This is a genomic window from Flavobacterium sp. (assembly GCF_043720215.1).
Taxonomy (GTDB): Bacteria; Bacteroidota; Bacteroidia; order Flavobacteriales; family Flavobacteriaceae; genus Flavobacterium.
The window spans coordinates 1-23,434 of record NZ_JAYSSZ010000230.1; the positions used below are offsets into that span (position 1 = coordinate 1).

Annotated in this window: 18 protein-coding genes and 1 tRNA gene; 8 read left to right on the top strand and 11 right to left on the bottom strand. The window is 32.0% G+C overall.

Annotated elements, in window-relative coordinates; genetic code table 11:
* Positions 1–201 precede the first annotated feature (201 nt).
* The 8 genes from rpsO (at position 202) to rpe (ending at position 11,286) form a co-directional block, all read left to right on the top strand.
* Positions 202–468, top strand: a complete 267-nt coding sequence (rpsO, locus tag ACHZC3_RS10335; protein ID WP_091473515.1) for a 30S ribosomal protein S15 — start codon at positions 202–204, stop codon at positions 466–468.
* A gap of 224 nt (positions 469–692) precedes the next feature.
* Positions 693–2,828, top strand: coding sequence for a polyribonucleotide nucleotidyltransferase (locus ACHZC3_RS10340; RefSeq protein ID WP_394759787.1), 2,136 nt, complete (start codon positions 693–695; stop codon positions 2,826–2,828).
* Between the two features lie 154 nt (positions 2,829–2,982).
* Complete coding sequence (locus ACHZC3_RS10345) at positions 2,983–3,726, top strand: hypothetical protein (protein WP_394759788.1); 744 nt, start codon at positions 2,983–2,985, stop codon at positions 3,724–3,726.
* Positions 3,727–3,729: 3 nt separating this feature from the next.
* A complete protein-coding gene (locus ACHZC3_RS10350; protein WP_394759789.1) occupies positions 3,730–6,501 on the top strand; it encodes a carboxypeptidase-like regulatory domain-containing protein in 2,772 nt (923 codons plus the stop codon).
* Between the two features lie 6 nt (positions 6,502–6,507).
* A complete protein-coding gene (locus ACHZC3_RS10355; RefSeq protein ID WP_394759790.1) occupies positions 6,508–7,734 on the top strand; it encodes a DUF4249 domain-containing protein in 1,227 nt (408 codons plus the stop codon).
* Positions 7,722–9,473 (top strand): hypothetical protein, encoded by a 1,752-nt coding sequence (locus tag ACHZC3_RS10360; protein WP_394759791.1) that lies wholly within the window; start codon positions 7,722–7,724, stop codon positions 9,471–9,473. The genes ACHZC3_RS10355 and ACHZC3_RS10360 overlap by 13 nt, the downstream gene beginning before the upstream one ends.
* A gap of 82 nt (positions 9,474–9,555) precedes the next feature.
* Positions 9,556–10,419, top strand: coding sequence for an RNA polymerase sigma factor RpoD/SigA (locus ACHZC3_RS10365; RefSeq protein WP_091473528.1), 864 nt, complete (start codon positions 9,556–9,558; stop codon positions 10,417–10,419).
* A gap of 204 nt (positions 10,420–10,623) precedes the next feature.
* Positions 10,624–11,286, top strand: a complete 663-nt coding sequence (gene rpe / locus ACHZC3_RS10370; protein ID WP_394759792.1) for a ribulose-phosphate 3-epimerase — start codon at positions 10,624–10,626, stop codon at positions 11,284–11,286.
* On the opposite strand, the gene ACHZC3_RS10375 is transcribed toward rpe, so the two are convergent.
* The 11 genes from ACHZC3_RS10375 to mraY form a co-directional block, all read right to left on the bottom strand.
* On the bottom strand, positions 11,283–12,083 hold the full coding sequence (locus ACHZC3_RS10375; protein ID WP_394759793.1) for a zinc-dependent peptidase: 801 nt from the start codon (positions 12,081–12,083) through the stop codon (positions 11,283–11,285). The genes rpe and ACHZC3_RS10375 overlap by 4 nt on opposite strands.
* A 40-nt stretch (positions 12,084–12,123) precedes the next feature.
* Positions 12,124–12,197 (bottom strand) — tRNA-Arg (locus ACHZC3_RS10380).
* 71 nt (positions 12,198–12,268) lie between these two features.
* Entirely contained in the window at positions 12,269–12,718 is a 450-nt protein-coding gene (locus ACHZC3_RS10385) for a GatB/YqeY domain-containing protein (protein ID WP_394759794.1), read from the bottom strand.
* 315 nt (positions 12,719–13,033) lie between these two features.
* Positions 13,034–14,989: a cell division protein FtsZ gene (gene ftsZ, locus ACHZC3_RS10390; protein ID WP_394759795.1), complete on the bottom strand. Its 1,956-nt coding sequence runs from the start codon at positions 14,987–14,989 to the stop codon at positions 13,034–13,036.
* Positions 14,990–15,034: 45 nt separating this feature from the next.
* A complete protein-coding gene (ftsA, locus tag ACHZC3_RS10395) occupies positions 15,035–16,408 on the bottom strand; it encodes a cell division protein FtsA (RefSeq protein WP_394759796.1) in 1,374 nt (457 codons plus the stop codon).
* Positions 16,409–16,416: 8 nt separating this feature from the next.
* Positions 16,417–17,139, bottom strand: a complete 723-nt coding sequence (locus ACHZC3_RS10400) for a cell division protein FtsQ/DivIB (RefSeq protein ID WP_394759797.1) — start codon at positions 17,137–17,139, stop codon at positions 16,417–16,419.
* Complete coding sequence (murC, locus tag ACHZC3_RS10405) at positions 17,129–18,475, bottom strand: UDP-N-acetylmuramate--L-alanine ligase (protein ID WP_394759798.1); 1,347 nt, start codon at positions 18,473–18,475, stop codon at positions 17,129–17,131. Before murC ends, ACHZC3_RS10400 begins: the two co-directional genes overlap by 11 nt.
* The gene (murG, locus tag ACHZC3_RS10410; protein WP_394759799.1) at positions 18,472–19,563 is read right to left on the bottom strand and encodes an undecaprenyldiphospho-muramoylpentapeptide beta-N-acetylglucosaminyltransferase; all 1,092 of its coding nucleotides are present in this window, start codon (positions 19,561–19,563) and stop codon (positions 18,472–18,474) included. The genes murC and murG overlap by 4 nt, the downstream gene beginning before the upstream one ends.
* 19 nt (positions 19,564–19,582) lie before the next feature.
* Entirely contained in the window at positions 19,583–20,866 is a 1,284-nt protein-coding gene (locus ACHZC3_RS10415) for an FtsW/RodA/SpoVE family cell cycle protein (RefSeq protein ID WP_394759800.1), read from the bottom strand.
* Positions 20,867–20,933: 67 nt separating this feature from the next.
* A complete protein-coding gene (gene murD, locus ACHZC3_RS10420; protein WP_394759801.1) occupies positions 20,934–22,265 on the bottom strand; it encodes a UDP-N-acetylmuramoyl-L-alanine--D-glutamate ligase in 1,332 nt (443 codons plus the stop codon).
* 1 nt (position 22,266) lies between these two features.
* A partial coding sequence (gene mraY / locus ACHZC3_RS10425) for a phospho-N-acetylmuramoyl-pentapeptide-transferase (RefSeq protein ID WP_394759802.1) occupies positions 22,267–23,434 on the bottom strand: 1,168 nt, incomplete at its 5' end.

Genomic DNA, 23,434 nt, shown 5'->3' on the forward strand with positions numbered 1-23,434 from the left:
AATATACACTTTTTGGCGATTTAACAGTGCCTTTTTAAGCAGTAATTAATCACAAGTTATTAACAATCAATATGTTGATGTGTTTTTAAGGGTGGACTAAATAGTAAACAAAAATATTGGTACTTCAAAAATAAAGTGTACTTTTGCACTCGAATCCGAGAAACGGAATTCATACATAAAAATCATTAAACAAATATTGGAATGTATTTAACTAAAGAGATTAAAGAAGAAATCTTCGCTAAACACGGAGAAAAAACAAACACAGGTAAATCAGAAGCACAAATTGCTTTATTCACATTTAGAATTTCGCACCTTACTGAGCACTTGAAAAAAAATCGTCACGATTATAACACTGAACGTTCATTAGTACTTTTAGTAGGTAAAAGAAGATCTTTACTAGACTACTTGAAGAAAAAAGAGATTAACAGATACCGTGAGATTATCAAAGAATTGGGTATTAGAAAATAATCAATAGTAAAGAGGTGCGAAAGTGCCTCTTTTTTTATTTTAGATTTTAGAGTGAAGATTTTAGATTTTTGAAAAAAATCATCTTTTATCTATCCGTCTTTTATCTAATTGTCTTTTATCTAATTGTCTTTTAGAAAAAAGTTAGTTTTTCATTGGGTTTTAGGCAATAACTACGCAACAACAACACAACTAGAACCCGTGTTAAACTTAAAAAAGGAAAAATTATGATTCCACAATTATTTGTAGAAAGCATCGATTTAGGTGATGGAAGAAACATCACAATCGAGACAGGTCGTTTAGCGAAACAAGCTGACGGTTCTGTAGTAGTAAGAATTGGTAAAACTGTAATCTTAGGAACAGTAGTATCATCAAGAAAAGCAAGTCCAGGTATCGACTTTTTACCGTTAACGGTAGATTATCGTGAAAAATTTGCTGCAGCAGGTCGTTTTCCAGGTGGTTTCTTCAAAAGAGAAGCGCGTCCAAGTGACAACGAAGTATTAACAATGAGATTAGTTGACCGTGTTTTACGTCCACTTTTCCCATCAGATTACCATGCAGAAGTTCAAGTTATGATTCAGTTAATGTCTCATGACGAAGAAGTGATGCCAGATGCATTAGCAGGATTAGCCGCTTCGGCAGCACTTGCCTTATCTGACATTCCTTTTGAAACTTTAATTTCTGAAGCTAGAGTTGGAAGAATTGATGGAAAATTCATCATCAACCCATCTCGTGCGCAATTAGAATTATCAGATATTGATATGATGATTGGAGCTTCAACTGATTCTATCGCCATGGTAGAAGGAGAAATGAAAGAAATTTCAGAAGCAGAAATGTTAGAAGCAATTAAATTTGCACACGAACATATTAAAGTACAAATTACTGCTCAAGAAAGATTGGCTGCAGCCTTTGGAAAAAAAGAAGTTCGTACTTACGAAGGAGAAAGAGAAGATGAAGCTATTTACGAAAAAGTAAAAGCAGCATCTTACGATAAAATTTACGCAATTGCTAGTAAAGGTTCGGCTAAACACGAACGTTCAGCTGCATTTGACGAAGTAAAAGAAGAAGTAAAAGCATTATTTACTGAAGAAGAATTGACAGAAAACGGAGATTTAGTTTCTAAATATTTCAAAAAAGTCAACAAAGAAGCAGTTCGTAATGTAACTTTAGATTTAGGAACACGTTTAGACGGAAGAAAAACTACGGAAATCAGAGACATCTGGTGTGAAGTAGATTATTTACCATCGGTTCACGGTTCTGCATTGTTTACACGTGGAGAAACTCAAGCTTTGGCAACTGCAACTTTAGGAACTTCTAGAGAAGCGAACCAAATTGATTCACCATCTGAACAAGGAGAAGAAAAATTCTATTTACACTATAATTTTCCACCATTTTCAACAGGAGAAGCTCGTCCGTTAAGAGGAACTTCAAGAAGAGAAGTTGGTCACGGAAACTTAGCACAAAGAGCATTGAAAAACATGATTCCTGCTGATTGTCCTTATACAATTCGTGTCGTTTCTGAAGTATTAGAATCTAATGGTTCGTCTTCAATGGCTACAGTTTGTGCTGGAACATTAGCATTAATGGATGCAGGTATTCAAATGATTCGTCCAGTTTCTGGAATTGCGATGGGATTAATTACAGACGGAGAACGTTTTGCTGTTTTATCTGATATTTTAGGTGATGAAGATCATTTAGGAGATATGGATTTCAAAGTAACTGGAACTTCAGAAGGAATTACCGCTTGTCAAATGGACATTAAAATTGACGGATTGAAATATGAAATTATGGAAGCGGCTTTAGCACAAGCTAGAGATGGTCGTTTACATATTCTTAACATTCTTACTGAAACGCTTGCAACACCTAAAGCTGACGTTAAAGTATATGCTCCAAAAATTATCATGAGAACTATTCCTGGTAACTTTATTGGTGCGTTAATTGGACCTGGTGGAAAAGTGATTCAAGAATTACAAAAAGCTACGGGAACAACTATCGTAATTAATGAAGTTGACGAAATGGGAGTTGTTGAAATTTTAGGAACAGATCCTGCTGGAATTGAAGCGGTATTGGCTAAAATTGAGTCAATTACTTTCAAACCACAAATGGGAGAAGCTTATGAAGTGAAAGTAATTAAAATGTTAGATTTTGGTGCTGTGGTTGAATATACTGCAGTTCCTGGAAACGAAGTTTTATTACACGTATCTGAATTAGCTTGGGAAAGAACAGAAAATGTTACTGATGTGGTAAACATGGGTGATGTATTTATGGTGAAATATTTAGGTTTAGATCCTAAAACTCGTAAAGAGAAAGTATCTAGAAAAGCCTTGATGCCAAGACCTCCACGTGAGGTAGTAAAAGAGTAATCAGATCTTATAGTTTACTAAAGGTTTATTTATAGGAAATCCCGTTTCAGTTTTGAAACGGGATTTTTGTTTAAAGCTAAATTGTCTTAGATAAGTTGAATTGTAAGATTTTTTTGTATTTTTGAAATCCAATTAATTTACAAAAAATCAATTCATGATATATAGTAAAATATCAATTCGCCTATTATTAATAATTTTATTTTTCTTTAGTGCTGTAAATATTGTACTCGCACAAGATAACAATAACGAATCAGTGTATAATTGGTTTGACGAAACAATTGGTAAAGAAAATCTAGCCCTAAATAATGGTGTGCTACATAAAAATTATGATAGAACATTGAATAATCAAAATCGCTATTTTACTTCAAATGATTTTACAATTGGCACTTTAAATTATGACAATCAAGATTATTTTAAAGTAAATATGAAATATGATATTTACGAAGACGAATTAATTTTAAACCCATCCGAAGAATCTAATTATATAAATATAAACCTTATTAAAGAAAGTGTGAAATATTTTATATTAAATAAAAAGAAATTCATCAATTTAAACAACCAATTACCTACTGAGTTTTTAGACGGTTATTATGAAGAAAATTTAATAGGCAAATATTTTATCTTTTATATAAAACATTATAAAGAAAAAAAAGAATTACTTAAAGACAACGGAGCGTTTATAGAATACTTTTATAAAAACTCTTTTTTAATCTTGAAAGACAATAAGTACATTAAAATAAATCAAAAAAAAGAAATTATAAAGCTTTTCCCAAGTATAAAGAAAGAAATAGATGATTTCTATTTACTTAATAGAAATTTGAAAAAAGAAAATGAAATAAAATTTATGGAGAATTTGATAACATATATTAATAATTCTATTATAACAAACCCAAAGTAAATAATGCAAAAACTTTTAATAACAATTTTATTAATACTTTTTAATCAGTTACTATTTTCGCAAAATGATAATGATTTAATAGATATTGAATATAGCAACATCAACAAAATATCAGTTATTAATAAAATTGAATCTGTTTCAAACTATAAATTTTATTTTCAAGAAGATTGGCTTGAGGATAATATTTTAATCTCTGGAAACTTTAAAAATAAAACAATAAACGAAATCTTAATTTTAGTTTTTGAAGACACAACCATTAATTTTTTTATAAATAACAATAAAGTCATATTAACAAAAAACAGTGTCATCTATGACAAATTAGCTGATAATTATTTTGGGACCAATTCTGCTAACTCAAGTATTAAACTAAAATCAGGAAAACCAGTTTTTTTTCAACAATATGATTCAATAAATAATATTGATACAAAAAACGCAGAAACTATTACCTTAGTTGGTAAAGAATCTGTAAATTTAGAATCAGAGTTATATACTCTTTCAGGATATATAAAGAATAATAAAAATGGTGAAGCTTTGTCAGACGTCACAGTTATTGTAAGAAAAGCAAATGCGAGTTCTAGCACTGATAAAGATGGTTATTATACATTACAACTTCCGTCTGGAATGAATATCATTGAAACTGAATCACTAAACCACAAAAAAGCGATAAGAAAAATAATGGTTTATAGCAATGGAAAACTTAATATCACAATTTCTGAAAAAATAAATCAACTTAATGAAGTCATTGTAAAAGGGAAAAGAAAACAAAACATACGAGCCGCAATCACTGGAGTTACAACTATAGACGCAGAGGGAATAAAAAACATACCCTTAGTTTTAGGTGAAAGAGATGTCCTAAAAGTTGCATTGACAATTCCTGGAATAAAAACTGCTGGAGAAGGCTCCGCTGGATTTAATGTCAGAGGAGGGAAAGAAGATCAAAATCTAATTCTTCTAGATAATGGGACTATATATAATCCTGCACACTTTTTCGGTTTCTTTTCAGCAATAAACCCATATACCGTAAGTAAAGTAGATATTTATAAAGGGGGAATTCCTTCTGAATTTGGAGGAAGACTTTCGTCAGTTTTTGACATAACATCAAAAAACGGAAATTTTGAAAAATTTGCTGGAGAAGGTGGCATAGGTCCCGTAACCAGCAATATCACAGTATCTACACCTATTATAAAAGACAAAGCCAGTATTCTTATTGGAGGAAGAGCTACATATTCTGGATGGATTTTAAGAAGTTTAAAAGATGAAAAACTAAAGAATAGTGAGGCTTCTTTTTACGACTTATTTGCAAAATACAATCATAAAGTAAACAAAAACAACTCGATAGAAACCACTTTATATTATAGTAAAGATGCATATAGCATATCATCTGATTCTTTATACAAATACAGCAACAGGCTTATGTCTTTAAAATGGAAACATGCTTTTAATGAGAAAAACAAAGGCGAGTTAAATATTACAAATAGTCAATATAAATTTGGTATCGATTATGATTCGAATAATTTGAATGCTTTCGATTTTGGATTTAAAATAAATGAATCACAGGCAGTTTTAAAATTTAATTATCTAAAAAATGAGAAACACAAATTTACTTATGGCATTTCAAGTAAATTATATAATATAAATCCAGGAACATTAAATCCAAAGGATTCAAAATCATTGCTACTTCCTATTAATATTGATAATGAAAAAGGCTTAGAATCTGCTGGATTTATTTCAGATAATTATAAGATTACAAAAAAAATATTACTAGATTTTGGTGTTAGATATTCTATTTTTATGGCATTAGGAAAATCGACACAAAAAATTTATCAAGAAGGACTTCCATTAAGTGAAGCAACTGTTATAGAAGAGAAAGAATTTGGTAACAATAAAATAATTAACACATCGAGTGGTTTTGAACCAAGATTAGCTTTAAGATACATGTTTAATGAAGATTTTTCTATTAAAGCTGGTTATGACAAAACTTTCCAATATGTACATTTATTATCAAGTAATACGACACAATCACCCACTGATACCTGGAAATTATCCGACTTAAATGTTAAACCACAAAGCGGACAACAATTATCATTAGGGTTATTTAAAAACCTTAATTATGAAGATTTAGAATTAAGTCTAGAAGGATATTATAAAAAATCTAAAAACATTCTTGATTATAAAGTAGGTGCAAATTTACTTCTTAATGAAAATTTAGAAACTGAGTTGTTGAAAGGAGAGGGAAAATCATACGGAGTAGAGTTTCTAGTAAAAAAATCAGAAGGCCGCCTAAATGGATGGTTAGGATACACCTATTCTAGAGCATTTATAAAATTAGACAGTCCGTTTAATGACGAAAAAGTAAACAATGGGGAGTATTTTGCAGCAAATTTTGATAAACCACATGATTTTAGTGCTGTTTTAAATTATAAATTTACACAACGTTATAGTTTTTCTGCTAATTTTATATATCAAACTGGAAGACCCATAACCTATCCTATTGGAAAATACAACTACGGTAATGCAGAATACACTTTATATAGTGATCGAAATAAATTCAGAATCCCAGATTATTATAGATTAGATGTTGGTGTAAATATTGAAGGAAATCACAAACTGAAAAAACTAGCACATAGTTTCTGGAATATTTCTGTTTATAATCTTTTAGGAAGAAACAATCCCTATTCTATCTATTTTGTAACTAAAGAAGGACAAGTGAAAGCATATAAAACATCTATTTTTGGAATTCCAGTACCAACAATAACTTATAATTTTAAATTTTAATTAGTTATGAAAAAAATATTTTTAACCTCATTTTTTTTAACTCTATTCATTTTATCAATAGCTAGTTGCACAGAACCTTATGCACTTCAAACAAATGCATTTGAAGACGCAATTGTTGTTGAAGCTACAATAACAAACGAATTAAAAAAACAAGAAATAAAACTCTCAAGAACTTATCGTTTTGAAGATAATGGCCCCAAGTTTGAAACTGGAGCCATTGTTTATGTAAAAGATAATTTAGGAAATCAATACGATTTTGAAGAGATTAACGGCAAATATTTTTCTGTTTCAGAATTCCAAGCAGTAGCCAACAGAAATTATCAATTACATATTACAACTAGTGATGGTAAATCATATAGTTCATCTAATGAAAAACTAACAACAGTAAATCCAATACAAAGCATTACCCCTTCAATCACAATTAGAGAAGGTGTTCGTGGAGTGCAAATTCTAGTTAATAGCTTTGACCCAACTAACACATCAAAATATTATAGATTTGAATACGAAGAGACAAATAAAATAGAAGCTCCTAAATGGTCACCTAATAAAGCAAATGGCGTTTACACTTATGACCAATATGGCGCGTTTACTGGCGGGTATATAGTTAATAACCCATGGGGGAGAGAAACGAAAATATGTTATACAACCAAAAAATCTCAAAATATTATTCTAACTAACACAAGTTCATTATCCGAAGATCGCGTTAACTATCCAGTCCGCTTTATTAGCAGTCAAGACTATATTATTGCTAATAGATACAGTATTTGGGTAAAACAATATGATCAAAATTTACAATCATATACTTTCTACAAAACGCTAAAAACCATTTCCAGCTCAGAAAGTATTCTATCTCAAAATCAACCTGGTTTTCTTTTAGGAAATATGAAATCTGATACAAATCCAAACGAAAAAGTGGTTGGTTTTTTCGATGTTTCTTCCTATTCAGAAAAAAGAATATTTTTCAACTATCATGATGTTTTTCCAGGAGAAGCTTTCCCAAAATATCCATTTGACTGTGAAATTGATCAAAACAATCTAGCGAAAAATTTTAAGAAATTTTGTTTTAATCCATTTGACTTTTCTTGCCAAGGAACTGAATTAATAGATGGATTAAATAATAATCAAATTGTTCTTTATTCCGTATCTGATCTTGATCACGAAGTTTACCCATACCCATGTGGTGATTGCACATCATTTTCTAACAATATAAGACCAACATTTTGGATAGACTAAAACACATACTCATAATAGCTTTATTATTAGGTTATCAGCAAGTCATTTTTGCCCAAAGCAAGAATTCGATTTCTGAATTAATTGCTTTTGATAAGAAAATTAATGAATCAATATTCATTAATACGAATACCAATACTTTTTTAACAGGGGAGACTTTGTTATACAAAATATTCTGTCTAAATAACACCTCTAACTCTATTTCTATTTTTAGTAAAATTGCTTACGTAGAACTTATAGATAATACTAAAAAAGTCATATTTACACAAAAAATATTTTTAGAAAACGGAGTCGGAAACGGCGATTTTTTTATACCTACAACATTAGAAACTGGAAATTATAAATTGATCGGTTATACCTGTTGGATGCTAAACAAATCTAATCCTGACTATTTCAATGTCGATATATCCATCATAAACCCTTATCAAGTTAATATAAAAAATCAAGGGAATATATTACTAGAAAAGGATGTTTATCAGAAAAAAATTACTTCAGAAAAAAGTATTGACGACAACGTATCAATCGAAGTAAATAAAAAAATTAATTCAACTAGAGAAAAAATTGACATAAAAATAAAACTACAAGGCGAGAAAAAAATCAAGGGAAATTTCTCAATATCTGTAAGAAAAATAGATGAATTTTCATCAAAAAATAAGTTAAACCCAAAAAAATTCATTAGCTCTAAAAGTCCGAAAAGTGCTAATAGTGATTTTAGTAATGAAAATCTAATAATTCCTGAATTTCGAGGAGAAATTATCTCAGGAAAGATTGTATCAAAATCAAGTGAAAATAATATCGAAAACAAAAACATTTCTCTTTCAATACCTGGAAAAAATTATGCTTTTGAAATTACCAAAACAAATAAAAACGGTGAATATATATTTAATTTAGAAAACGCTTATCCAAGCGCTAACATAATTATTCAAATTATTGATACTGATAAAGAAAATTATAAAATTGAAATTAATAACGCTAAATCTCCCAATTACTCTTCACTAACATTTAATGATTTGCATTTAAATTCTGAATTAAAAAAACTTATTGAAGAAAAAGCAATTGCGAGTCAAATAGAAAACGCTTATTACAATCTTAAAAAAGATAGCTTAGCCTCTATCTCTGATACAAAAGAGTTTTACGATTCATCATCCAAAGAGTATATCCTTGATGATTACAAAAGATTTCCTACACTAAAAGAAACTATTATAGAAATTGTTGACGGAATGTATTATAAAACAACTGATGACAATTACACATTGCATCTATACGATTATGATGTGAATAGAGAATTACAAATTCCTGCATTAGTACTAGTTGATGGTCTTCTAATACAGGATATAAATGAACTTTTTCAGCATAAAGCTGATAATATTTATAAAATAAACAGTATAAAAGGTGGATATTATTTTGGTTCGAAATTATTTAACGGACTCATCGCATTCACAACAAAAAACTATGATTACGAAAGTAACCTAAATGGTGATTTTATAATAAAACCTGAAATAATAAGACCTCTTAGTAGAAAAGAATATTTTCAGCCCAATTATTCTGCAAACAACAACTTAAGTAGAATTCCAGATTATAGACACCAGTTATTATGGCACCCTGAAGTTAAATTAAATGATAAAGAACAAATAATATCTTTTTTCACATCTGATGTAACTGGCGAATTTGAAATAATATTAGAAGGTTTTTCTGATAGTGGAATTCCCGTGTTTACATCAGAAATGATTGAAGTAAAATAAATATTTTATCTTTTTTGTAACTTTTTACAAACTCATTACGTATAACTATTTGTACACATACAAATTTTGGGTACAACCTACTATGAGACAGCTAAAAATTACCAAGCAGGTTACCAATCGTGAAACTGCATCGTTAGACAAGTATTTGCAAGAAATTGGAAAAGTAGATTTGATTACTGCCGACGAAGAGGTAGAATTAGCTCAAAGAATAAAGGCGGGAGACCAAGCTGCGTTAGAAAAATTAACAAAAGCCAACTTGCGTTTCGTAGTTTCGGTAGCAAAACAATACCAAAACCAAGGACTTACACTTCCTGATTTAATTAATGAAGGAAATTTAGGCTTAATAAAAGCTGCACAACGTTTTGATGAAACTCGTGGATTCAAATTTATTTCATATGCTGTTTGGTGGATTCGCCAATCCATTCTTCAAGCATTGGCTGAACAATCTCGTATCGTTCGTTTGCCTTTAAACAAAATTGGTTCTATCAATAAAATCAACAAAATGTATGCTTTATTAGAGCAATCTAACGAACGCCCACCTTCTGCTGAAGAAATTGCAAAAGAACTAGACATGACTGTAAATGACGTAAAAGAGAGCATGAAAAACTCAGGACGTCACTTATCAATGGATGCACCACTTGTAGAAGGAGAAGATTCTAACCTTTATGACGTTTTACGTTCTGGAGAATCTCCAAATCCTGATAGAGAATTAATTATCGAATCTTTACGTACCGAAATTGAACGTTCACTAGAAACATTAACACCTCGTGAGGCTGATGTGGTTCGTTTGTATTTTGGTCTTGCAGACCAACATCCAATGACATTAGAAGAAATTGGAGAAACTTTCGACCTTACTCGTGAGCGTGTTCGTCAAATAAAAGAAAAAGCAATTCGTAGATTAAAACATACTTCAAGAAGTAAAATCTTGAAAACGTATTTAGGATAATCCTAAAACCGATGACTAACAGTTTGATTAACTGTTCGTTTTTTGATTGATGATTGAAACTCCGGCTGATTACCGGAGTTTTGTTTTTTATAAAAACTTCAACATTCGTTATTCCTCGTTCGTTATTCAAACTTCAAAAAATTGTATCTTTGCAAAAATATTGAACTACGAATTTCGAAATTTAAAACACACAACTACAACACAATGAACAACACACTTATTGCCCCATCAGTCCTAGCAGCCGATTTCGCCAATTTGCAACGCGACATCGAAATGATAAATAACTCTGAAGCCGACTGGTTTCATATTGATATTATGGATGGTGTTTTTGTACCCAATATTTCCTTTGGAATGCCAGTTCTAGAAGCGATTAACAAACACGCAAAAAAAACTATAGACGTACACTTAATGATTGTAGACCCTGACAGATACATAAAAACTTTTGCTGATTTAGGAGCAAATATCCTAACGATACATTACGAAGCATGTACCCATTTACATAGAACACTTCAAGCTATCAAAGCCGAAGGAATGAAAGCTGGTGTTGCACTAAACCCGCACACCAATATCGATTTACTCGAAAATGTAATCAATGATATCGATATGGTTTGCATCATGAGTGTGAACCCGGGATTTGGCGGACAATCATTTATAGAAAACACTTACGATAAGGTTAAGAAACTAAAAGAATTAATCAATAGAAAAGGAGCTTCAACACTAATAGAAATTGACGGTGGTGTAACCAGCAAAAATGCAAAACAATTAGTTGATGCTGGTGCAAATGTATTAGTTGCAGGAAATTTTGTTTTTAAAGCTGAAAATCCTACACAGACTATTGCCGATTTGAAGACAATGACCGGTTTTTAATGTTTGTGATTTAGCATTTTACTAACATTACTATAGAGTTGTGGGAATTCCTGTTTAAAGATTTCAGGTGATTCAAAATAATGCTCCAGAATGACTGCTAAAAACTCAAATCGATTGGTATAGGCATATATCCTAAAATATGCTGAACTGATTAGTTTTTCTTTATTTACAGGATGATTAACTTCTTTCTGAATTTGGTTATGCATTCTTGAAAAAATTATAGCACTAGCATCATCACTCTTTAACCCGTGAAGATGCAAAACATGTGTGAATTCGTGAATCCCTAAGTTTAAATTATCATTAGTAATTTCGAAGCCTGCTTTAAAATCTTGCCAAGAAAACACAATTGTTCTCATTCTTGGATTGAATTCTCCTTTGTGATACACTTCATTAATTGTAGAATAATATTGTTCTGGATAAACTATTATCTTATCAATATTAGAATACAAATAGTTTCGCATTCCAAAAGTTAGCATTACTGATGTTGAGGCTATTAAAATTTTCACTTCATCTGTGATTAGAAATTCTTCTTTTCCAATGAATTTATATTTGTTTATAAATGTAGCCACACGATGTTCGAAATACCTTTTTTTATTATCAGAAAGCGTGTTGTAATAGTGAAATTGTTTTCTTAAAACAAAAGATTGATTAACAGATAACGACTTTACTTTTGGGTAAAAATGAACATAAAAAGGTTTGTTGAATAACAAACCATAATTATCTTCTGCTACTGTGTATAGAAAAGCAATAAAAAGAGCTACAGCAGGAATAAATAAAATTAGTAAAATAATTATCATAAATAGTTATTGCTGTTTTTACTCTAAAGCAAAAAATATGTGACCGCGGCAGGGTTCGAACCTGCAACCATCAGAGCCGAAATCTGATATTCTATCCAGTTGAACTACGCAGCCTATGTTTTAATTATGAATTTCAAATTACGAATTATAAAAATCGTAATTCGTAATTTAAAATTTGCAACTATTTACACTAATAGTTTCTTAACAATGCTAGAAATGGTTTTTCCTTCAGCTTGACCACCTATTTGTGCTGATGCTAATCCCATTACTTTCCCCATTGCTGCTATTCCTGACGCGCCAGTTTCTGCAATAATTTTTGCAATGATAGTTTCTACTTCTGCTTCTGATAATTGTGCTGGTAAGAATTTTTCGATTACTGCTATTTGTGCCATTTCTGGTTCTGCAAGATCTGGACGGTTTTGAGTTGTAAAAATCTCGTAACTGTCTTTACGCATTTTAACCAATTTTTGCAATATCTTGATTTCGTCTGCTTCAGTGATTTCTTCTTTACTTCCTGTTGCAGTTTGGGCTAGTAATATTTCCGATTTGATGGCGCGAAGTGCTTCGAGTGCAACGGTGTCTTTTGCACGCATTGCTGTTTTCATTTCGTCCATGATTTGTGTTGATAAACTCATCTTTATTTTAGATTTTAGATTGTTGATTTTAGATTTTAGATTTTATAAAATCTGAAATCTAATATTTTTTGCCCCTGATGGAAATGGAAAGCCTTTTTGAGAGAAAATGCATTTTTTCTTGAAGCAGAAAAGCGACCAACGGAAGCTCTTTCTGGTTTGTAGAAAAAAGCATTTTGCGAAAAAAGCTTGTAATGTACAGCAGGATTAGGCTCGGCAAATTTAGTAAAAAAAATAGATTATTCTGCGGTTAGTAATGACAAAAAATAACCCGGAAATCATAAGACTTTCGGGCTATCAGGGTTTGGTTTGAGTTAGTTAATCGACGTTGTCGTGAAGGAACGAATTGTTTGATCGCAGCTGAACATCGTCATTGCTATCGGTTCCTAATGACATGCGCGATCTGCTATTGTCTATAGAATTGTTCGTTATATCGATTCCCATACGTTTGTATGCTGGTTCTTTTTCGAACTCATCTACTTTTGATGCGTTGTTATGAAACTTGTAATTGAATTCTTTCATTTTACGACGACGTTCTTCGGCTCTCATTTTTAACGATTCTTCAATAGACATTTCTAACGGAGAAATTTCGTTTGTATAATTTTGAGTTGCATATTGTGGCGTAATATCTACTTGAGACATTGTAATATTCAATTCCTCTGGCATTTTCTCAACAATTACTTCTGCTTTTTTGGCTTCGAATAATTGGTTTTCAATTTCCATATATTCTTCGAGCGAATGCTTGATTACTCCGTTTTGAGTTACTTCAGTCATTGGCACAAATTCTACTGCCTCATTTACTTTGATATCTCTGATTTCGTTTGTTAAATCGAATATTAATCTATCGGTATTGACGATTTCTGACGCTTTTTGTATCGGTAAGTCGAATGTAAATGCTATTTGTTCTTGTTCTGCTATTACAAATTGCGGATCGATTACTTCAATTTCTTTTACTTCTGGTGCCGTAAAATAGAAATCATTGACATCGATATTTTTTGAAGAAACTACTTCAAAAGTGACGTCAAGATTCTTGATTAACTCCGTTGTTGGCACTAAATCCATTGTAAAAAATGGTTCAACCATATCTGGAAGTTCTTCATCTAAAGAAAATACTATTTTTTCTTCAGCAACTGGAGTTTCGTTACTTTTTGTTTCTTGTGAAAATGCATTTGATGAAAAATCGAATCCTTGTGCTTCGTACTTTTGTGTTAGATTGCGAACAATTTTCTGATCGTCTTCTAGTGCATGAATTATTTTTTTAGGCTCTGTATTTACAATTCCGTTTTGTTGTTCTACGCAAAAACCAGTAGCAATAATAGTTACTGCTATTTTGTCTCCAAGTTCTTCTTCTTCACCAACACCCATAATAATATTGGCATTGTGACCCGCTTCAGTTTGAATATAATCGTTTATTTCCCCAATTTCATCAATAGTAATTTCGTTAGTTCCAGAAACGATAAGCAACAATACGTTTTTGGCTCCAGTGATTTTATTATCATTTAAAAGTGGCGAGTCTAGTGCTGAAACAATTGCTTCTTTAGCTCTGTTTTCACCTTCGGCAGTAGCAGAACCCATTATAGCCGTTCCTGAATTTGACAATACGGTTTTAGCATCTTTTAAATCAATATTTTGTGTGTAATGATGTGTAATTACTTCAGCAATTCCGCGTGATGCTGTTGCTAAAACTTCGTCAGCTTTAGAGAATCCTGTTTTGTAACCTAAATTTCCGTACACTTCTCTTAACTTATTATTGTTTATAACAATAAGAGAATCGACTTGTTTTCTTAGTTTTTCGACACCTATTAAAGCTTGTTCAATGCGTGAATTTCCTTCAAATTGAAATGGAATTGTAACTATTCCAACTGTAAGAATATCTCTTTCTCTAGCTAATTGCGCAATGACTGGCGCAGCACCAGTTCCTGTTCCACCACCCATACCAGCTGTGATAAATATCATTTTTGTGTTAGAATCTAACATTTTTTCGATATCCTCGATGCTTTCTAGCGCAGATTGCTGACCTACATCAGGATTTGCTCCAGCTCCCATTCCTTCAGTTAGGTTTACGCCCAATTGAATTTTGTTAGGCACTGGACTGTTATCCAAGGCTTGTGAATCGGTATTACAAACGATAAAGTCTACGCCTTTTATCCCTTGTTTGAACATGTGATTGATTGCGTTGCTTCCGCCTCCGCCTACTCCTATTACTTTGATAACATTTGATTGGTTTTTTGGTAAATCAAATGAAATACTTCCAAATTCTGAGTTGCTTTCCATACTATTGGTTTTTATTTATGCTTTATATTATATTAACAATTTCGATTACTCGGCGTTGTCTAAAAAATCTTTAATTTTATCTATATACTTATCAAAAAATGACTTACGAATCATTTTTTCTGTTGATTTTGATTCAGTTTTTGCTTCTTCCTCTATTTTTTCGAGCTCTTGCTGAATTTCTTCTTGCTCAGAAATTGTTGGTTTCTGAATGAGTACTGGCTCAGGAACAAAATTATCCTGTGGCACAGCACTTACGGTGTTATTACGAATACTATTCATTACCAATCCAACTGCAGTTGCATACAACGGACTTGAAATTTCTTCATTAGAGTTTCCTGCTAAATGCTCGTTAGGATATCCTATTCGAGTATCCATTCCGGTAATATATTCAACTAATTGTTTGATGTGTTTCAGTTGTGAACCACCACCAGTTAGTACAATTCCTGCGATTAATTTTTTACGTGGATCTTCATGACCATATATTTTAATCTCTGAATAAACCTGCTCAATAATTTCTACAACACGTGCATGAATTATTTTGGACAAGTTTTTTAACGAAATTTCTTTTGGATCTCTTCCTCGCAAACCTGGAATAGAAACAATTTCGTTGTCTTTATTTTCTCCTGGCCAAGCAGAACCAAATTTTGTTTTTAATAATTCAGCTTGTTTTTCGATAATCGAACAACCTTCTTTAATATCCTCAGTAATTACATTTCCTCCAAAAGGCACAACTGCTGTATGACGAATAATTCCGTCTTTGAAAATAGCTAAATCGGTTGTACCACCACCAATATCAATTAAAGCAACACCTGCTTCTTTTTCTTCTTGACTTAAAACTGCATCTGCCGAAGCTAATGGCTCTAACGTTAATCCTGACAAATCTAACCCTGAGCTTTTTATGCAACGTCCCACATTTCTAATCGATGATGCTTGTCCAACAACTACATGAAAACTACTTTCTAGTCTTCCACCGTACATTCCGATTGGCTCTTTTATTTCAGATTGTCCATCAATTTTGAATTCTTGTGGCAAAACATGAATAATTTCCTCACCAGGCAACATCGCTAGTTTTTGAACCTGATTGATTAAAACATCAATATCATGTTCGCTAATGACTTCCTCTGCATTAAGTCTAGAAATATAATCGCTGTGCTGAATACTACGAATGTGTTGCCCCGCAATTCCAACTACTACATCTTTTATTTTATAACCCGAATCTGCTTCTGCTAAACTTATTGCTTCCTGTATAGATTGTATAGTTTGTGTTATATTATTTACAACACCTCTAGCCACACCAAGGCTTTTAGACTTTCCTACACCTAAAATTTCTAGCTTTCCGTACTCATTTTTCTTACCTATCATAGCCACAATTTTTGTTGTGCCTATATCTAGTCCTACTGCTATATTTTCTCTTTCCATACCCATAATTATTTAGTACAAACAACCTGTTTTGTAAACTTTAGATTAATCTTTTCGTAAGAATTTATCAAAGTATCTTGTACTGCTTTTTGAAAAAACGCTTTATAGTTGTTAAATTTTCTTTCCATATAAATGGTTCTTCCGAAAACTATATCATAACTATAATTTCTATTCTTCATAATAACGCTACCATCAGGCAAAATCTTTACTCCGATGATGTTTTTTTTTAAAAAATCATCGTCATAAATAGTTCGCAAAAGTTGGACACAATCCTTGCTATAACGATTATTTAAATCGCCATAAACAAGTGGAACTCTTGCCGAAAAATTGCTTGAAAGAGGCATCTTACCTCCTTTATAATCAATGTAAAAGGACTTATTACCGTTAAAAACTCTAGCGATTGGTGTCTTTTGTTTTATAACAGTTTGTAGCTTTCCATCGACACTCAAAAAAACCTCAGAATTTTCGATTAGGTTGTGTTTATTGATGGTTCGCTCAATATTCTTCAAATCTACCCTATCTTTTTGGATACTGAAAGTGCCTCCAAAATTATCTATCAACAAGTTATTAACCATTTCGTGCGTTACAAACGGGCTTTCAGAATCTAAAAATTCAATAGTTGGCTTCGATATTTTTCTGTGTTCGTTTCTTTTTGAAGTAAATGAATACAAAAAAACCACCAATCCTAAAATTGCAATTAATTGAATATTTAAAATTAAATTATTTCGCATCTAATTCTTTTTTAATCTTTACAACCATTTCTCCAATATCTCCAGCGCCAATAGTAACAATTACTGTAGCATCTGAATTTTTTAATAACGGAATTAATTCACTTTTTTGAACTAATTTCTTGTTTTTATTTTCAATTTTATTTAACAACCATTCTGAAGTAACGCCTTCCATAGGTAATTCTCTTGCTGGATAAATGTCTAACAACAAAACTTCATCAAATTGAGATAAACTTTTGGCAAAATCATCGGCAAAATCTTTGGTTCTACTAAACAAATGTGGCTGAAAAACTGCCAACACTTTCTGATTAGGATACAACTCACGAACAGCTTGATGCACCGCATTTATTTCCGTTGGATGGTGCGCATAATCATCAATATAAACAAATTCTGGTTTCCTAATTTGGAAAGAAAAACGACGTTTAACACCTTTGAATGTTGCCAATGCTTTAGCAATAGATTCGGTTGGGGTTCCGAAATTTCGAGCCATTGCCAAAGCAAGCAACGCGTTTGTAAGATTGTGTTTTCCGGGTAATCCGAATTTCAAATCTTTTATATTTTCGGTTGGTGTTTTAACATCAAAAACATACCAGCCGTTTTCAATTCTAATATTATGTGCAACGAATTTTGAATCATCGTTTGCTCCGACAGTTATACCTTCTAACGGCAAACCATTTATCACAAAAAGATTATTTTTATTTTCTACTTTATCAGCAAATTCTTTGAACGATGCTTTGATGGAAGCATCATCACCGTAAATATCTAAATGATCGGCATCCATCGAAGTGACGCAAGCAATATTTGGGTATAAATGCAAGAACGAACGATCAAATTCGTCAGCTTCGACAACCGTTACAGTTTTTCCAGAACCGATTAGATTTGAGTTATAATTTTCGACAATTCCGCCAATAAAAGCTGTCACATCGGCACCACTTTCGTATAAAATATGCCCTAAGATGCTGGAAGTTGTAGTTTTCCCGTGTGTTCCAGCAACGGCAAGGCAAAAAGTGTCTTTGGTAATTATTCCTAAAACTTCAGCGCGTTTTTTAACAACATATTCTCTTTCAAGAAAGAAATTCCATTCTGAATGATGTGCAGGAACTGCTGGCGTGATAATTACTAATGTGTTTTCTACAAAATAATCGTTCGGAATCAAATCGATATTATCTTCAAAATGAATGGCAATTCCACTTTCTATTAACTCCGATGTTAATGTCGATGGTGTTTTGTCGTAACCAGATACATTTTTTCCAATAAATTTAAAATAACGAGCCAAAGCACTCATTCCGATGCCTCCGATTCCGATGAAATAGACGTTATGTATTTGGTTTAGGTTCATTTTATCAATTTAACAATTTCGTCAACTATATCTTTTGTTGCATTTGGCAAAGCCAATGATTTTATATTTTTACTTAAATCTTCTTGTTTTCCTTTATCTTTTAATAAAGCTTCAAAAACTAAATTAAATTCGGAGTCTAGTTGTGCTTCTTTTAGCAAAATTGCACCATGTTTGTCGACAATAGCTTGTGCATTTTTGGTTTGATGGTCTTCTGAAACATTAGGCGATGGAATGAAAATGACTGGCTTTCCTACAATCGCTAATTCTGATACTGATGACGCACCTGAACGAGAAATTACAATATCAGCAGCGGCATACACAAAATCCATTCTGTCGATAAATGATAAAACCTGTACATTTTCTTTGTCTGAAAAATATTTGTATTCATCAAAATACAATTTGCCACATTGCCAAATGATTTGAACATTTAGTGATACTAACCAATCGATTTCTTTTGCAATTAACTGGTTAATTCTTCTTGCTCCAAGGCTTCCGCCAAGTATTAATATTGTTTTTTTATTTGCATCTAATTTGAAATAATCAATAGCTTCATTTCGTTTACCATCTACTGAAATTAAATCTTGACGAACAGGATTTCCAGTCAGTATCATTTTATCTTTTGGAAAAAATCGTTCCAAATTTTCGTAAGCGACACAAATTTTATTGGCTTTTTTACTTAATAATTTATTGGTAATTCCAGGATACGAATTTTGCTCTTGAATCACTGTTGCAATCCCTAACATTGAAGCCACTTTCAAAACAGCACCACTTGCAAAACCGCCAGTTCCTATGACAACATCTGGTTTAAATTGTTTTAATATTCGGAATGATTTAGCCAAACTTGATAATAACTTAAATGGAAACATCGCATTTTGCAAAGTCAGTTTTCGTTGTATTCCTGCAATCCATAATCCTTTTATATCATAACCCGCTTGTGGTACTTTTTGCATTTCCATTTTGTCTTCCGCTCCTACAAAAAGGATTTTACAATTAGGAAAACGAGATTTTAACTCATGTGCAATGGCAATTGCAGGATAAATATGTCCTCCAGTTCCGCCACCACTTAATATGAATTTATATTGTTTCATCTTTTATATCTACCCCGAATTATTTATTCAAAACTGCGTTCATTGGATTAACAGAACTATCTTTGATAGAATAATTTTCTTCCTGAGAATCTTCTACTAATTGTTTGTCTATTAATTTTTGTAAAGCTTCCTCACGTTGTTGTTTCTCTATATTTTCTTGCGTGATTTCTTCTTCTTTTTTGGTCACATTTATAATAATTCCAATGGCTGCACAAGTCATCCAGATCGATGTTCCTCCGCTACTGATCATTGGCAAGGTTTGTCCTGTTGTTGGCAATAATTCGACAGCAACTCCCATATTAATAAATGCTTGAAATATGATTGGAAACCCGAGTCCAGCCACAATTAATTTACCGAACAACGTTGGTGCTTTGTAGGAAGCTATCACAAAACGGATAAATAACATAATGTATAAAAACATGATTGCAAAGCCACCAAGAAGCCCAAATTCTTCAATGATTATGGCAAAAATAAAATCAGAAGAAGATTGTGGTAAGAAGTTCTTCTGAATACTTTTTCCTGGTCCTAATCCGTAAACTCCACCTGTTGCAATAGCCGTTTTGGCTTTCTCGATTTGGTAGTCATCTTCACCAGGTTTGTCTGAAGTAAAATTATCTATACGACTCATCCAAGTATCAACACGATTAGGAAAAGCATCAGGAAAAGCTTTAACAACTAGTATAAAAAACGCAAATGACAGAATTCCAATTCCAACAATAATCGCACTGTTTTTTAATGGATATTTCCCAATGAAGGTCAACATTAAAACCATTGAAAATATTAAAGCCGCTGTTGAAAAATTTGCAGGTAAAATTAACATCAACGTAAAGAAAACTGGAGCCCAAAGTTCTAACAATGACTTCTGAAAAGTCATATCTTCGATTGCTGTTTTAGACAAATACCTAGCTACATAAATTAACAATGACATAGATGCAAATGCTGATGGTTGGAAAGTAATTCCGATAAATGGCACTTGAATCCATCGACTTGCATTAGCTCCTTCAATTAATGTTCCTTTGAATAATGTATAAAATAACAATACCCAAGCTAACGGCAATAGAACTCGAGACAAACTTCTAAAATAATGATAAGGCACTTTTTGAACTTGATACATAATAACAAATCCCATTAAAAGATGAACAAAATGCTTTAATAAATACACTAATGTATTTCCTGTTCCGTGTTTTAAATATGCCAAATTACTACTGGCGCTATATACTGGCAAAAATGAAAATAATGCAAGCAAAGCCACGAATGACCAGATGCCTTTATCTCCTTTTAAGTTATGTAATAGCTCTTTCATTTTTTTGTTAATTCGGTTATTTGTTGATTCGCCCTTCGTCTGCGCTCAGGGTGACAATCTTATTATGTTATAAATTTTGAACCGCTTGTTTAAATTGTCTTCCTCTGTCTTCATAATTTTCGAATAAATCGAAACTAGCACAAGCTGGTGATAGTAGAACTGTATCTCCTTTTTCTGCCATTTTATAGGCATGACGAACTGCATCTGTCATCGAAGTTACTTCAATTAACTCATCTACAATATCACCAAATGTGTCTATTATTTTTTTGTTATCTACACCGAGACAAATAATAGATTTTACATTTTTGTTTACTAACTCTATCAATTCTGAGTAATCATTCCCTTTGTCTACACCACCTACAATCCAAACTGTTGGCGTTGTCATACTGTCTAAAGCATAAAAAGTAGCATTTACATTTGTAGCTTTAGAATCATTTATGTATTGCACATTTTGAATTTTAAGTACTTTTTCCAAACGATGCTCGACACCTTGAAAATCAGCTAAACTCTCACGTATAGTAGCTTTTCTGATTTTTAATAATTGTGCTACAGAGGTAGCTGCCAAAGCGTTCTTTACGTTGTGTTTTCCTTCGAGTGATAGATGTGATGTTTGCATAACAAATGGTTCGTTATTGGTATTTATATTTATATTATTTTCTACTTCGTAAGCGCCAAATTCAAATTGTTTTGTTAATGAAAATGGAACTAATTTTGCTCTTGTTTTGTTATTTTTTAGCCAGTTACTTATAGCTTCATCATCAGCATCATAAATCAAATAATCTTCTTCTGTTTGATTCATTGTGATTCTGAATTTTGCATCTATATATTTTTCATATTTATAATCATATCTATCTAAATGATCCGGACTTATATTTGTAATTATGGCAATATGTGGTTTGTAATCTACAATTCCATCAAGCTGAAAACTACTTAGTTCTAGGACATAAACATCATATTCATCTTCTGAAACTTGCCAAGCAAAACTTTTGCCTATATTTCCTGCCAAACCAACATTTAGACCACCTTGTTTTAACAAATGGTAAACCAACATTGTTGTTGTTGTTTTACCATTGCTCCCCGTGATCCCTATTGTTGTTGCATTAGTAAACTGTGCTGTAAACTCAATTTCAGAAATAACTGGAATGTTTTTTTCTTTCAACTTCTTAATAATGGGCGATTTGTCAGGTATTCCTGGACTCTTCATCACTACATCGGCGTTGAGAATTAATTCTTCTGAATGCTGTTCGTCTTCAAACTTGATTTTATTAAGAATTAAGACTTCTTTGTAATTGTTTTTAATTTTTCCAAAATCAGAAACAAAGACATCGTATCCTTTTTTCTTACCAAGAATCGCCGTTCCGACACCACTTTCTCCTCCGCCTAATATTACTAACCTCATATTATCTTAATTTTAAGGTTACTATTGACACAATAGCCAATAAAATTCCGACAATCCAGAAACGTGTTACAATTTTGCTTTCGTGATATCCTTTCTTTTGATAATGATGATGTAAAGGCGACATTAAGAAAATTCTTCGGCCTTCGCCAAAACGTTTTTTGGTATATTTAAAGTAGAAAACTTGCAAAATAACCGAGAATGTTTCTGCGAAAAATATTCCACAAAATAATATAAGTAGCATTTCTTTTCGAACCGCAATGGCTAGAACTGCTATGATTCCACCAATAGTTAAACTTCCTGTATCGCCCATAAAAACTGCAGCTGGAAAACTATTGTACCATAAAAATCCAATTAAAGCACCTACAAATGCTGCAATAAAAACTGTCATTTCTCCTGAGTTAGGAATAAACATAATGTTTAAATAATTTGAAAATATTACATTCCCTGAAACGAATGTAAAAACCCCAATGGCAATGACTGAAATAGCGGAAGTTCCAGCTGCCAAACCATCAATTCCATCAGTAAGATTGGCTCCATTTGAAACAGCAGTGATAATGAAAATAACAATTGGGATAAAAATTAACCATGCATAATCTTTGTATCCATCACCAGTCCATGCCAATAATTCAGCATAATCGAATTCGTTGTTTTTTATAAAAGGAATCGTTGTAGCTGTAGATTTTTCATCTAACGTAGTTGAATTAATTGTGCTTTGAGTCGAGTTTATTTCTATAGTATTATTTGTAATATCCTTACGAATAGTTACGTCTTGGTGGAAATACAATGTAGCTCCAACAATAACTCCTAATACTACTTGACCAATTACTTTAAAAATTCCTTTTAATCCTGCCTTGTCTTTTTTAAAAATTTTGATGTAATCATCAAGAAATCCAATAGCACCCATCCAAAGCGTTGTAATTATTAGCAATATAATGTAGATATTATTCAATTTCGCCAATAAAAGAACAGGAAGTAAGGTTGAAAATATAATAATTAATCCACCCATTGTTGGCGTTCCTGCTTTTTGAGTTTGTCCTTCAAGACCCAATTCTCTTACAGTTTCTCCAACTTGCAAACGACTTAAATAACCAATAACTCTTTTTCCGAAAATAGTCGAAATAAGCAATGACATGATAATCGCTAATGCTGATCTAAATGTGATATATTGA